The sequence below is a fragment of the Legionella navarrensis genome, assembly GCF_052527415.1.
In genome coordinates this window covers 101,121-114,967 of record NZ_JBNVZR010000008.1, presented here as the reverse complement: position 1 = coordinate 114,967, position 13,847 = coordinate 101,121, and the positions used below count along the sequence as shown (strand labels likewise).

The window sequence follows — 13,847 nt, the reverse complement described above, 5'->3', positions numbered from 1 at the left end:
AAAGATCTTAATGCATCAATTCGACGTATCAGCAAATCACTCTTTCTATTTTGCAGATTGATTGTAAAAAAATAAGTCGCATTAGGAGCCAGTGTTCTACGATAAACTCGCATAGGTTGGTCTGTATAAATTCCATGTGGGTCTTGTAACCGCTTTTTATGTGTAATTCAATAGAGTTGCTGGGCTTTTCAGCCCAGCCTACGCTTGCTTGCCATTCTGAATAGCTGATATGATACATCAATATTGCGATTATTATATCGATTTCACAAAAAGGCTCAACTATGGCAGCCGGCGAAACTGACGTACATAAATGCATTGACGAAATAAAAATTCCTAATCAGATTCATATTATATGGTTTGGAAGCTTTTTACGAAAATCACATCAAGACCGCATTATTTTATGGAAATTGAAAAACCCCTTACATACTGTCAATCTTTGGATCTGTAAGAGTATGCTCAATGAAGATACTTGTGAAAAATTTGATCGATTTTGTTCTGAAAATAAAATATCTCTCCATGATGTAAGCAAGCTAAATTTCTTAATGGAGCCAAGTGTTAGTGAATCTTTATACAGGTTAATGACTCACTCTCAACCCAATTATGCAGCTATCTCTGATATTTATCGTTTTTATGCGTTGAAATTCCTTGGAGGTTGGTATTTTGATACGGACATCGATCCAAAGTTAGCATTACCTGTGGACTTATCCTTGAAGTACGGCTTTGCTATCCATGCAAAAATCCTTCTTTCAACGGTAATTTCATTTACTCCTGCTATTATAGTATCGAGCAAGGAAAGTTTATTTTTAACCGCAAGTCTCTCTATCATAAACAATATGACACTGGCTTCTTCTGATCAGCCAATACCATTTATCGATCATTTTAGCTCATTAATTCATAGCAGAGATGCCGTACAAAGAATGATTTCTACCCAAATAACAACAGGATCCATTGGGCAAGCTGCTTGCAGTTATTTATGTGTAGATAATAATCCTTTATTTCCTGCTCCAGGCTCCATGAGCACAGAAAAAACTAACGTTCTTTCGAAAAAAATTTTACTGGGTTCTTTGCGGTTGGATAATACATTTGTTCAAAACGAGGAAAACTCTTGGCTTCTTAATGAAGAGTCTGAATTAAATGAAGGTCTTCAAAATCTGGCAGCCTTAAAACAATGTATATTTACCAGAGACAGATCGGCCTATACTCATTTTTTTGATGATCTTCTATTGCATAGAAATAAAATATTTTCTGAAATACTACCAATAAACCTATCAGAAACTCCTGAAAAAAAATCCGATTATTCTAAATCTCATTCTGTTTTTTTCCAATTAGATGTAACTGAGGAGAAGAGATCTGCCTCTCCTTTCGACAGTGGCGTTGATATAACTCTTTAAGTCTAGTAGCCAATCCCCATTACTGAGGAGCAACCCTCTAAGAACGATGCGGGCTAGTTTCCCAGCACATCGCTCAAGCCCTCATAAGGCTGATAGCAGGCCAATATTATACAAACAACAAAGCAGGTTGGTTTTAAATGCAGAGCTTGCAAACATGAAGTGTGTCCATCCATTCACTCAGCCATGCAGCCCATGATCAGAAGACGAACCCGGGGTCGGATTAACCTCTTCCTTTGGATGATGAAATAGTAAAAATGGTCTTAGCCCGGCTCGGCCAACCGCTCGCTTTTTCTTATGTACAGGTATGTCTGGCTGCTCCGATACATCCGGTGCATGTTTGTTTTTATCCGACCTTTTTTTGGTATAAAAATTCAAGTGGGCATACGGTTTGATTTTCCAGGGTAGCGTGTCTGAGTTGGCTTCTGGTTTGGCCAAAACAGGGGCGTATATCTCTTTGGCCTGCTCCAGGCTTTTAACCCGAATGTATACACGAACGGTCAGAAAGCAGTACGGTGCGTATTTTGGCGCCGTGTTTTCAGACGTTGGTGCGCTATATTTGAATACAATGCTGGCTGCTGACTGGCCGTGGCTCAAGCTGTTTTTGATCTCCTGACTCAACTGGCTCAGTGTCTTCGCCGCTTCGGCTGATGGGAAAAACTGTCTGTTGCTGGCCTCAAACTCATCGATGCAGTCAATAATACTGCTGTTTGCGTTAGCATGTCCTCCATAAGCAGCGCAATGTGTAACTGGATCACCGGCAAAACGTTGTCGTGTGAAAAAACCAATATTTTGTCCGGTCTGTTCATCAACCAACACCAGCAAAAAGCCAAGCCCTGGATTAATGGGAAGTCCATTTAAAGTGTCCGAATACAAAGACGTGTAAAAATTGGGTAACAAAGCCAGTGGTAAACCGGTATTGTCAGGCGAGACAAATTGTTCGCGGAAAGACAGTTGTTGTGCCGAATGGATGTTGTTAACAAGGCGTGGCAGCTCATCTGTTGGAGCCTCTTGCAGCAGCTGTCTGTTCTGTAAGGTAATTTTTGATGAAACCGCAAGCACACGGCTGTTACTTTGTGGCGCGCCAATCGAGCGGCATAAGTCTATCAGGCTGAGGCGGTCTTCCACTTGAGCGCTATGCAGGAGCATAAACAGCGTCAGTTGATTTTTTTGCACAGGCGCCACAAGCGCATTCGGCAGCGAGGGTTGAAATTCTGCAAAATTTCCCCGGAATTGTACGCGTGCCACCCGTTGCTGGATGACCTCTTGCAGGCTGGTCGTTTCGGTAGTGTGATCAGTGACGTCTGGTGGATTGGTTCTGTTGTGATAAAACTCGATCAAGGCCCGTGGGATGTATGTCATGTCTCGGTGTTGAAATTGTTCGGGAGTCGGAAAGAAGTGATCCAGAGCATTCTGAAAGTGCTCGCTGCTGCCAAATTCTTTTAAAATAATACGTTCAAATCGATCAAGCAATGCGCTCAGGTTATGTTTATTCTCTTCGAGTCTGTTCAAAATGGGTGTACGTTGAGATGCTGTTGGAAACTCATTCAAGCTGTTCAGCAAATCAATCAAACAGGTTAGTAACGACGACAAGTTGTTGGTAGCCGGGTTACTGAGGTCAGGCTTGTTCAATATCGTTTGGGCATGTTTTAATGAGTTGATGAGCGCCGGAATTTTAGACTGATGATCACAGCCTAAAATATGGCAATTGAACACAGACTCAAGCAAATTGGTCAGGGGTTGAAGAATATAATTGGTTGTCGAATTAAAGGTTCCCCGCGCCAATGCGTAGGTTTGAAACTGTGCCAGGCATTGCACCAGTTCAATCTGATCCGGTTTGGACCAGGCTCCGGTGACATCCAGAATGGTGCCTATATCAACGATACCACGGCTGGCGCGCTGCATAAAACGTGCTAATACATTGCCCTGGCAAGACAGCTCGTTGTCTAAAAAATAGAGTAAATGTTGCGATAGCTGGCCGACTTCCCTTGTTTCAATTGAGGGCTTTTTTATGCTGGACGCCAGCGCCTTGTCTACCTCGGCTTCAACGTATTGAGCATTAAAGATATCACTATCAGGATGATAGTGAGTCTCAATGTGATGCTTCAGCTCGTTGTTAATCATGGCGTACAGTGCGTCAGTTCTTACGCCGGCATCAAACCATGGCGCCTGTTGGTATTGTTCATTTTGCAAAAATCCGCCTGATTTCTTCCAAAACAGGGTAAGGAATTTTTCCAGGGGAGGGCGGGCGGCAACTCTTGCAGGATCATTCAGCGTCAGCACAGGCTCATATTTTACTTTTCTTTTTTGTACCCTTGCCGGTTTTGGGTTTACCGGTTCGGAGCTGGAGCCAGTTTCGGCGTTGTCTGCTGAATTGGATTCTGCATGTAGCCATGAGTGCATAAATTGTCTTACCGGGTGCGCTTCTGGCAGCGTCAAAATCTGTTGGATTGACTGGTTGCCAACCTCGGCTCCGGAGCGTTCAACGAGTTTGGTTATACTGGAGCAAATGTTGTTAATTTTCCTGGTGTTGTGCACGTTTTTGACAGCGTAATCGTTGTTATTCAATATAAAAAACGTGGTTGCGAGGTCGAGGGGATATTGTCCTGACTGGTTTGCCTGGTTGATTGTCGTCCGTATTTCATTCCAAAATTCGATAATATTGATATGCACCAAAAGCTGCACAATATCAAATGCGCCGAGGTGGCAGGCTGCGTGTAAAGGGGTATTACCCGACCCGTTCATAACTGACAAGGTTTGTACGGGTAACTGCTCTCTCTTTATTTGTTGAATAATGATTTCAACGGTACGAAAATTTTTGTTAAGAACGGCTGCGTATAATTCATCATGCTGCTCCGGCAGCGTAAAAAACGCGGGATCATGTATATCGTTGGAACTGGATGCTTGCACATGACGAGAGGACTTTCTTTTAGGCATTTTATGTCTTTAAATTGACTCGATTGGTCTTTATTTTATCATTTTATCTTTTTGTTGTATATAGGCTTTGCAATGCTTGTTGGGTGACCTGCCCTGGAATTTCTAAACAAAATAATAGTTTATTTGCATGCATATAAAAAATACAGGGGACAAGCGGGACAAGTGGGGATCTAACATAAATAATTATTGTTATATTTATTTTTTCGTTATTTTCCTTTGGCAAATTTTCATAAATAACGCAATACTATTATACTGGAATTTTTTTTAAAAATTAACCTTTAATTTAGCGACTTATTTAACAATCATTCTTACTGAAAAACTGGGCGCTTGATATGCTCAAAACTAATCCCATAAATGTATGCTAGTATAAATATTTATAAAGAGATAAAAAAAACAAAGGGGGGCTTGTGAAAAATACGTTACAAATATTTATTCATCTAACTCCTTCTTATTCAGGAAAATCCTGAATTTACAATAAGGAGCTTAACAAATGAACATCCCCTTGGAAGCGGTTGTCTCTGAAACAGGAGATGGTCAATTTACACAGAAAATTATTGTAGGGAATCATGTTTTAATAGCCGATGAGCCTATTATAAATGGAGGAAAAGATACTGGTCCATCGCCCTATGATTTTTTACTTGCCGCATTAGGCTCATGTACTTCGATGACGTTACGTATGTATGCAAACCTTAAGAAATTTCCTCTAGACCATGTTATTGTGAGATTAAGACATGAAAAAATTCATGTTGAAGATTGTATTGGATATGAAAAAAATAATTCAAAAATAGATCACATTGAACGTTTAATTGAGCTGGAAGGAACACTGACTCAAGAACAACGTACTCAACTATTAGAAATAGCTAATAGGTGTCCAGTGCATCGAACTTTAACGTCCAAAATCATTATTACAACAAAGCTGGTTGAAAACCAATCCAAATGATCTTAAGGAGCATCGTGATGAACGCACTCATATACCAGGGACCAGGAAAAAAATCTTTACAAAATCGTCCTGCTCCCGAAATAATACATGCAACAGACGCTGTAATTAAGATCACAAAGACTACAATTTGCGGCACTGATCTTCATATTCTTAAAGGAGATGTATCAACATGTCAGCCTGGCCGAATTCTTGGCCATGAAGGTGTTGGAGTGGTCGATAAAATCGGTTCAGGAGTTACTGGATTTAAGAAAGGAGATCATGTTCTTATTTCATGTATTACATCCTGCAGCAAATGCGACTATTGTCGCAAAGGAATGTTCTCACACTGTGTAAATGGTGGCTGGATGCTTGGGAACTCAATTGACGGTACACAAGCTGAGTATGTTCGAATACCTTTTGCAGATACCAGTCTTTATAAAATTCCTGAAGGAGTAGATAAAGAAGCGCTGGTAATGCTGAGTGATATTTTACCTACCGGTTTTGAGTGTGGCGTACTCAACGGCAAAATACAACCAGGTAATACTGTAGCTATTGTTGGTGCAGGGCCTATTGGCCTGGCGGCTCTTCTTACTGCCCAGTTTTACTCTCCTGCTGAAATTATAATGATTGATTTGGACAATAACCGTCTGGAAACAGCAAAACGATTTGGAGCAACAACCACAATCAACAGCCAGGAAGGCAACGCTGCAGAAAAAGTAATGAAAATGACTGATGGGCGTGGAGTAGACACGGCTATTGAAGCAGTTGGAATTGCGGATACGTTTCTTATCTGTCAGGACATTGTGGCACCTGGTGGTACTGTTGCTAATATTGGTGTCCATGGTGCGAAAGTAGATTTACATTTAGAGAGATTGTGGTCACAAAACATCGCGATTACCACTCGGCTTGTTGACACAGTCACTACACCCATGTTGCTCAAAACAGTATGTGCAAAAAAGATTAATCCTACATTATTAATCAGTCATCATTTTAAATTTGAAGATATTATGGATGCTTATGAAACGTTTGGAAATGCAGCGAATACCCATGCGCTAAAAGTAATTATTGACGTAGGATGATGCTGTTTACCAAGGAGTGGGCAATAAATATAGCTAACCCCCTCGTTCTCGTTGCAGGTAACTTAACTCAACTTAATTTTGTCTGGATGCGCTTTAGTTAGAAGAAAGGGAGCCTATGTTGATTTGGCAGTATCAATAAAAATGATCTGTATTTTACAACCAGTCTAAACTTTGCTTTACTGATTGATTAGCTGCTTTTTCCAGGGATTTAGAGTCATGCCAAAAATTATTATAATGGGCTGTGGTATCGGTGGATTGACGGTTGCTCACGAGCTTGTTAACGCCATAGACTCAAATTATGAAATTCATCTTTATGAACGACATGACGTAATTGGTGGTATGGCCAGAAGTGGCCTGAAAAACAGATGCGGCACCATGTTGCCAACAGAATATTGCTGGCGTATTTATGGGCCCAATTATAATAATTTACGGCATATTCTGAAGCAAATACCCTTAAAGCATGATGCAAGCAAAACAGTTCATGATAATCTAATTGATATTTCCAATTATTTGATAGCCGATCAACAAACGATAGTACATATGAACAATCGACCCGGCACCTTATTCGAGCTGCGACGTGTTTTAAAAAAAATTCCATTAAAACAAAAAATTCAGGTTTTAAATAAAATAATATATTGTTTTTTGATTTCGACTAAACGATTAAATGATCTGGATAAATTTTCCTGGGCTAATTACATTAATCCCGATAATTCGCTTTGTCATGATATGAAAAAATATATCATCGATATTATGGGGCCATATCTAGGGGCTGATGCTGAAAAAGTTAATGTACCCTCTGTTGCTAAAACCCTGGAGTCCTTTAAAATATTAAATCGCCCAATTAGTGTGATGAATGGACCAACGAATGAGGCGTGGTTTGAACATTGGAAAATCTATCTTGAGAGTAAAGGCGTCATTTTTCATCTAAACTCTGAAATAACAGCAATTGATGTTAAGGATGATGAGATAAAGCATATTCTTTTGGCTGATAATACCCAAATATCTGGAGATGTCTATTTCTGCTCGCTACCAGTAGAAAGTGTAACACGTCTTGAGTCATTGAAAATTCCTGAAATAAGTAAGTTAGCCAGGCGTTCCTACCAACTTATGATGAGTATCCAATTTTATTTTGATAAAAAAATCAATCTTCCTAATCAAAAAACAGCAATGTATATACCAGATAGTCCCTGGCAATTAGTCATTGAGCCGCAAGGATCAATTTGGAACAAAAACTACAATGAGGTTGCTGATTTATGGTCAATTGGCTTATGTAATTCAGTTCATCCGGGACTTTTAATTAAAAAGCCTTTTGTAGAGTGTTCGCATGAGGAAATTAAAGAGGAAGTTTGGTACCAAATACTACAATCCGAGTTCAATCAGTACTTGCATTTAGATACGGTTAAAATCACTGATTACAACGTCTGGAATACATATGTTTATAATGGAGAAAAGTTAAATACTTATGAACCTAAATTCAGCACGAATAAAGGTACATTTTATTTGCGACCAGACAACAAAACTCATTTAAAAAATATGTATTTTGCAACCGCTTATACAAAAACAGATACTGATATGTTTGAAATGGAAAGTGCTGTTGAGTCTGGGCGACGAGCTGCACAGATTCTTGAGCCATCTATACAAGTAATTGGAATTAATCGACCTCTATTTTTTAGTATATATCGCTTAGTTGATAAAATAGTTCCTTCCTTGAATATATATCAATCCAGTCCGATTTTTTGGTTTCTAGTGGGGGTTATTCCAGCTTTAATAACATTTCCCTTCTTGTTGCTGTACAGGAAAATAAGATAGGAAAATTTAAATGGATAAGCGTTAGAATGCATATTTGGTGATACCATATTTACAACAAAGAGTCGAAAGTATTATTTGATATCAAATAAAATTATCAACACCCTCTATATGAGTTTTAAATTATTTCCTCCTTCTGATTTTACGACATAGAGTGCTTTATCAGCCTGTTTAATGAGAGTTTTTAGGTCATCCCCATCTTTGGGATATATGCTGATACCAATACTGGCCGTAATTGCAATCTCATGCCGTTCTGTTTTTATTGGTTTTGATACGGTACTGAGAATTTTTTTGGCCACATCGATAGCCTGATCCGAACCAGTGAGTTCGGTGAGGACTATTATAAATTCATCCCCCCCCTGGCGGGTAAGAATATCAGTTGAACGGGTGTTTTTTTTCAGGCGTGCTCCGACCTCTACAAGCAACAAATCACCTGTGTCATGTCCCAACGAATCGTTGATCTCTTTAAAGTGATCCAAATCCATGAACAAAACAGCAATCTGGTTTTGGTGTCGCTGTGCATAGGATAAGGCTGCTTCAAAAGATTTTTCCAGTTGCTTTCTGTTGGCTAATCCTGTCAAAACATCATGATAAGCGATGTACTTAAGTTCATGCTCCGCTTGTTTCTGGGTATCGATATTTTGAATTTGCGCGATAAAATAAAGAGGTTGGTTTTGGTTGTTTCGTATTAACGAGCCACTAAGTAAAATCCAGATAACATTGCCATTCTTTTGGATATAACGTTTCTCCAAATGATAGGAACTGATTTCGCCAGTTAATAGCTGTTGAGCATAACTCAGATCCAGCTCTAAATCATCAGGATGCGTGATGGTCTGAAAATCTAATAACAGTAATTCTTCTTCAGTATAACCAACGAGCTGGCAAAGAGATTTATTTACTTTTAGCCACTTTCCGTCCAGAGAAACTATAGCCATCCCAATGGCGGCGGAGTCAAACGCAGAACGAAAGCGCGACTCACTTTCCTCTAAAACAGCATTGTTTACAACTAATCTATCTACTAAATCTAAATTTTCATAGCGTAATTTAAAATTAGTATTAAGCAGCTTATGTCCCGTCCAGGAGACCATAATGACAAAACAGAAGTAAATCAGTAAGGCTATTCCAAGTAAAAAATAGATTGGGGCATTTTGCAAAAATAACCAGGCACTTATCGGTAGAATGATTAACGTAACAAACAGGATGTTTGCGGTCGCATTCGCCTGAAGAGTATGGATTCCCCCCGATACAATGCCTATGCTGATAATGATGATCATCATTTGACATAAGAGGTTATCAGGCGGTATGAGGATTGAGCCGGATATTCCCCAAAGTGCCCCATAAATAATTGCCAGACCTATCAAAAATTTTAAATAGTATTGAGCTGGTAAAAAATGGTTGCGATGAATGATAAATACACTGCTATGAAATATAAAAGTAAGTAGTGCCGCTATAAACCATATCGCAAGGTATGTATGATTTGCCTCATTATAAAGCCCGATAAAGACGATCAGGCAACATAAAAAATTAGCAGGAATACTAAAAAACAGACTATCATTAAGCAGCGCGACGCGGTCCTCATCGATTTTTTTTATCACTTTCTTTTCATGTCCAGGTCTTTCATTGGTCATTTTAAAATCACTTAGAAATGATCGTAGTAATACACCATTTTTAACTGATACATCAAACAGAAGGTAACGCGGCCACTGGTGCGCTATCAATATTGAATCCCATCCTGCACCAGGCCTTCATTACTATAATGATTATAAGACCAAAGCCTCTGACCTGCCCGTTTTTTTTGAAATACCGGTCAGATCAGCTTTCAACCATCATCTTAATGAACCATGTAATAATTTAAATTCCACATAATCCATAAGGAACCAACAATAATAGACACTAAAATCACGCCGGTGAATAAAAGGGTCATGATATTTATTCTACCTTGTTCTGTTTGTGTGCTTAAGCGAAGAAAGAAAATCACCTGCAGCAGAAATTGAATGCACGCTGAGCTTAAAATAATGGCTAATGCCTCTAATTTAGAAAAGCGCTGAGACATTACTGACCAGAAAGAAATCAATGTCAGTACAGAGCAACTTATAAAGCCAATCAGATAGAGGCCCAGTTTTTTTTGTCCCGTTCCATAATCAGGCTCGTTTATTCCAGAATGATCCATGCTAAATTGCTCCCATCAGGTATACAATTGTAAATACAAAAATCCAGACAATGTCTAAAAAATTCCAAAACAGTCCCAGGTAGGTCATGCGGCGGCGTTTAATATGATTTTCCTTGATTAAAGGAAGTTGAATAATCATCACGATAATCCACAAAAGCCCGAAAGAGACGTGCAATCCATGAGTACCAACCAGGGCAAAAAATGAAGAAATTGCGCCACTCACATCCCAGCGAAAACCCTCATTAGCCATGTGAATGAATTCTCTGATTTCCATCACGATAAAGCCCGCGCCAAGCAAGAAGGTACTACCAAGCCAGAACTGAGCTTTGTGTAATTTATTCTGATACAGATTTAACACCGCCAGGCAAAAGGTAAAATTAGATGCCAGCAGGAGGAATGTTTCGATGAGTACATCATGTAAATTTACATAATTCTTTAGTACCGGGCCTGGGTATCCTGGATTATTTAATACTAAAAAGGTTGCAAACAGGCATCCAAATAATATGCAGTCCGTCAGTATATAAATCCAAAAGCCAAATACGTCTGTTGAATCACTGTCATGATGATGAGTGTCGGTGAGAATAGCCTCGTTATGCATTACACAAGCTCCCTGTAGTGAGCTAATTCAGTTTTTTTCACTGTTTCAGCATCGATATAATAATCAACATCAGTTGAGAATGTTCGAGCAATTACCGTTGCGATAACACCCAGTAAACCAACAATTCCTGGAATCAGCATATGCCAGACCAGGGCAAAGCCGGTAATTCCTGAAAAAACAGCAATAATAAAACCAGCAGATGTATTTTTTGGCATATGGATCGGGTCGTAATGAATTTCTTTAGGATGAAAGTGACCTTCTGCCCGATGCCGCTCCTTATCTACCCAGAATTGGTCAAGCGCGTCTACGGTCGGTAATCTGGCAAAATTATATAACGGTGCAGGCGATGCAATCGACCACTCCAGTGTCCGTCCATTCCAGGGGTCACCGGTTCGGTCATGCAGCGCATGACGGTTTTTTATGCTTACAATTAACTGGATAATCTGAAAAACAATACCGGTTAAAATCAGCAGGGCACCCATTGCGGCGAAAATAAAATAGGGCTGGTACATGGTGTTTTCGTAATGATTAGTTCGACGCACAAATCCCTCAAGACCCAAAACATAGAGGGGCATAAAGGCGCAGTAAAAGCCTGTCACCCAAAAATAAAAAGCTCTTTTTCCCCATTTTTCATCCAAACGAAAGCCAAAGACTTTAGGAAACCAGTAAATGATTCCTGCGAAATATCCAAACAGTACCCCACCGATAATCACATTATGAAAATGGGCAACAAGAAACAGACTGTTATGCACCTGAAAATCAACAGGAGGCACAGCCATCATGACCCCGGTCATTCCACCTATTGCAAACGTAGTAAAAAAGGCGGTTACCCACAGCATGGGGGTTGCCATGATAATCCGGCCCTTGTACATGGTAAACAGCCAGTTAAATACTTTTACGCCGGTAGGAATTGCAATGATCATCGTTGCAATTCCAAAAAAGGAATTGACATCGGCTCCCGCGCCCATGGTAAAAAAATGATGAAGCCAGACAACAAAAGATAAAAATGTGATCATGGCGATAGCCCAGACCATCGTGGTGTAGCCAAACAGTTTTTTTTGACTGAACGTGGCAACTACCTCAGAAAACACACCGAATGCGGGCAAAATGAGGATATATACTTCTGGATGACCCCATACCCAGATTAAATTGATATACATCATACTGTTTCCACCTGCGAAATCAGTAAAGAAATGCATATCGAGCATGCGATCTAAAGATAAAAGTGCAAGCGTTACGGTTAACACAGGAAATGCCAGCGCCACCAAAATCATGGCGCACAAGGCAGACCATACAAAAACGGGCATTTTCATTAGCGTCATGCCTTTGCAGCGCATTTTTAAAATAGTCGCAATAAAATTAATGCCTGCAAGTAAGGTTCCAACCCCTGAAATCTGTAAAGACCATATATAATAATCAACACCCACATCCGGGCTGTAATACAATTCAGATAAAGGCGGATAAGCCAGCCAGCCCGTTGACGCAAACTGCCCTACTACCAGGGAAATATTGCACAGCATCGCCCCAATAAAGGTTAACCAGAAACTGAGTGAATTCAGATAGGGATAAGCCACATCCCGCGCTCCAATCTGTAAGGGGATTATCATATTGAGCAGGGCAAAAACGAGGGGCATGGCAACAAAGAAAATCATAATAACGCCATGCGCTGTAAATATCTGATCGTAGTGATCGGGAGGTAAAAATCCCAGGGCTCCCCCCGCCGCAACGGCCTGCTGCGATCGCATCAGGAGTGCATCTGAAAAGCCACGCAGCAGCATCACAAATGCCAGGATTAAATACATAATCCCAATTTTTTTATGATCAACAGAAGTGACCCATTCATTCCAGACATAGCCCCACTTCCGGAATACCGTCAATAAAGCCAGGACCCCTGTAAATGCCAGTACCATAAATACGCCTGCGCCCATGGCAAAATGATTGTGAAATGGAATGGCATCCAGCGTTAATTTACCAAATAACAGATTTTCAAACATAACTATTCCTTATGGAATTTAATTGCATTTTCGCGGGGATGCTCCGGGCCTACACTGGTCATATAGGTCATGATGACCTTATCGAACAAATCAGTCTGTATGCCGGAGAATAGTCTGGGTTTATCAGCAATAGAGGGGATTAACAACTGATTGTAAGCCTGATCGGTTAATGCATCAGCTGATTTTTTTGCCTGAGCAAACCATTGTTGTAATTCCTGAGGTTCAACCACCTGGACTTCAAAGTGCATGTCTGAAAATCCATTTCCGTTATATTGAGTGTTTAAACCATCATAAGTACCGGGTTCGTTAGCTAAAAGATGCAGGCGGGTACGCATCCCAGCCATCGCATAAATCTGACTTCCTAACTGTGGGACAAAAAACGCGCTCATAGGCACATTATCAGCAGTAATCCAATATTCAACCTGCTGGCCTAATGGAATTTTAAGATAATTAACTGTTGCTATATTCTGTTCAGGATAAATAAACAGCCACTTCCATGGTAAAGCAATCGCCTGAACCAGCAGTGGCTTTTGATTCTGGCCTGCAATCGGCTGATAGGGATCCAGTTCGTGCGTCTTTTTCCATGTCATGATCCCGAGGACCAGTATAATCACACAGGGAATACCCCACCATAATATTTCCAGATAATAATTATGGCTCCAGTTTGGCTTATAATCGCGGGTACGGTGTGATACCTGATAATGATAAACAAAGGTAATACTCATTACGATGACGGGCAGCACCACAATCAACATCAAAGCCAGCGTATCAAAAAACAACTTGCGCTGTTCGTATGCAATCACCCCCTTGGGATTAAGCATGCCAATAAAATTCTCTTTACAGCCGCTCAAGGAAAGCAGTACCAGCACACCTGAGATGATGAATACAATATTGACAAGCCAACGAAAGGCATTCTTATTAATTTTAGCTGCTCGCGTCCTTGCGATCATAAACAC

The 13,847-nt window shown here is 40.2% G+C and carries 10 protein-coding genes; 4 read left to right on the top strand and 6 right to left on the bottom strand.

Going from position 1 to position 13,847, the window contains the following annotated elements; all coding sequences use genetic code 11:
* Positions 1 to 281: 281 nt before the first annotated feature.
* Positions 282 to 1,391 (top strand): TcdA/TcdB catalytic glycosyltransferase domain-containing protein, encoded by a 1,110-nt coding sequence (locus tag ACQUTA_RS06755; RefSeq protein ID WP_444987462.1) that lies wholly within the window; start codon positions 282 to 284, stop codon positions 1,389 to 1,391.
* 177 nt (positions 1,392 to 1,568) lie between these two features.
* Here ACQUTA_RS06755 and ACQUTA_RS06750 read toward each other — a convergent pair whose 3' ends face one another.
* Positions 1,569 to 4,325, bottom strand: a complete 2,757-nt coding sequence (locus ACQUTA_RS06750) for a hypothetical protein (protein WP_444987461.1) — start codon at positions 4,323 to 4,325, stop codon at positions 1,569 to 1,571.
* A 490-nt stretch (positions 4,326 to 4,815) separates the two neighbouring features.
* Between ACQUTA_RS06750 and ACQUTA_RS06745 the strand changes: the two genes are divergently transcribed.
* The 3 genes from ACQUTA_RS06745 (at position 4,816) to ACQUTA_RS06735 (ending at position 8,132) form a co-directional block, all read left to right on the top strand.
* Positions 4,816 to 5,265, top strand: a complete 450-nt coding sequence (locus ACQUTA_RS06745) for an OsmC family protein (protein ID WP_444987460.1) — start codon at positions 4,816 to 4,818, stop codon at positions 5,263 to 5,265.
* A gap of 17 nt (positions 5,266 to 5,282) precedes the next feature.
* Complete coding sequence (locus ACQUTA_RS06740) at positions 5,283 to 6,323, top strand: zinc-dependent alcohol dehydrogenase family protein (RefSeq protein WP_444987459.1); 1,041 nt, start codon at positions 5,283 to 5,285, stop codon at positions 6,321 to 6,323.
* 216 nt (positions 6,324 to 6,539) lie between these two features.
* Positions 6,540 to 8,132 carry an FAD-dependent oxidoreductase gene (locus ACQUTA_RS06735; protein WP_444987458.1) on the top strand — a complete coding sequence of 531 codons (1,593 nt, stop codon included), beginning with the start codon at positions 6,540 to 6,542 and terminating at the stop codon, positions 8,130 to 8,132.
* A gap of 104 nt (positions 8,133 to 8,236) precedes the next feature.
* Here the strand turns inward: ACQUTA_RS06735 and ACQUTA_RS06730 are convergent, their stop codons facing one another.
* The 5 genes from ACQUTA_RS06730 to cyoA form a co-directional block, all read right to left on the bottom strand.
* Positions 8,237 to 9,757, bottom strand: coding sequence for a diguanylate cyclase domain-containing protein (locus ACQUTA_RS06730; protein ID WP_444987457.1), 1,521 nt, complete (start codon positions 9,755 to 9,757; stop codon positions 8,237 to 8,239).
* A gap of 203 nt (positions 9,758 to 9,960) precedes the next feature.
* A complete protein-coding gene (cyoD, locus tag ACQUTA_RS06725) occupies positions 9,961 to 10,299 on the bottom strand; it encodes a cytochrome o ubiquinol oxidase subunit IV (protein WP_444987456.1) in 339 nt (112 codons plus the stop codon).
* 1 nt (position 10,300) lies between these two features.
* Positions 10,301 to 10,897 (bottom strand): cytochrome o ubiquinol oxidase subunit III, encoded by a 597-nt coding sequence (gene cyoC / locus ACQUTA_RS06720; RefSeq protein ID WP_444987455.1) that lies wholly within the window; start codon positions 10,895 to 10,897, stop codon positions 10,301 to 10,303.
* Positions 10,897 to 12,891, bottom strand: coding sequence for a cytochrome o ubiquinol oxidase subunit I (cyoB, locus tag ACQUTA_RS06715; RefSeq protein ID WP_444987454.1), 1,995 nt, complete (start codon positions 12,889 to 12,891; stop codon positions 10,897 to 10,899). The genes cyoC and cyoB overlap by 1 nt, the downstream gene beginning before the upstream one ends.
* A gap of 2 nt (positions 12,892 to 12,893) precedes the next feature.
* Positions 12,894 to 13,841, bottom strand: a complete 948-nt coding sequence (gene cyoA, locus ACQUTA_RS06710; RefSeq protein WP_444987453.1) for a ubiquinol oxidase subunit II — start codon at positions 13,839 to 13,841, stop codon at positions 12,894 to 12,896.
* Positions 13,842 to 13,847 lie beyond the last annotated feature (6 nt).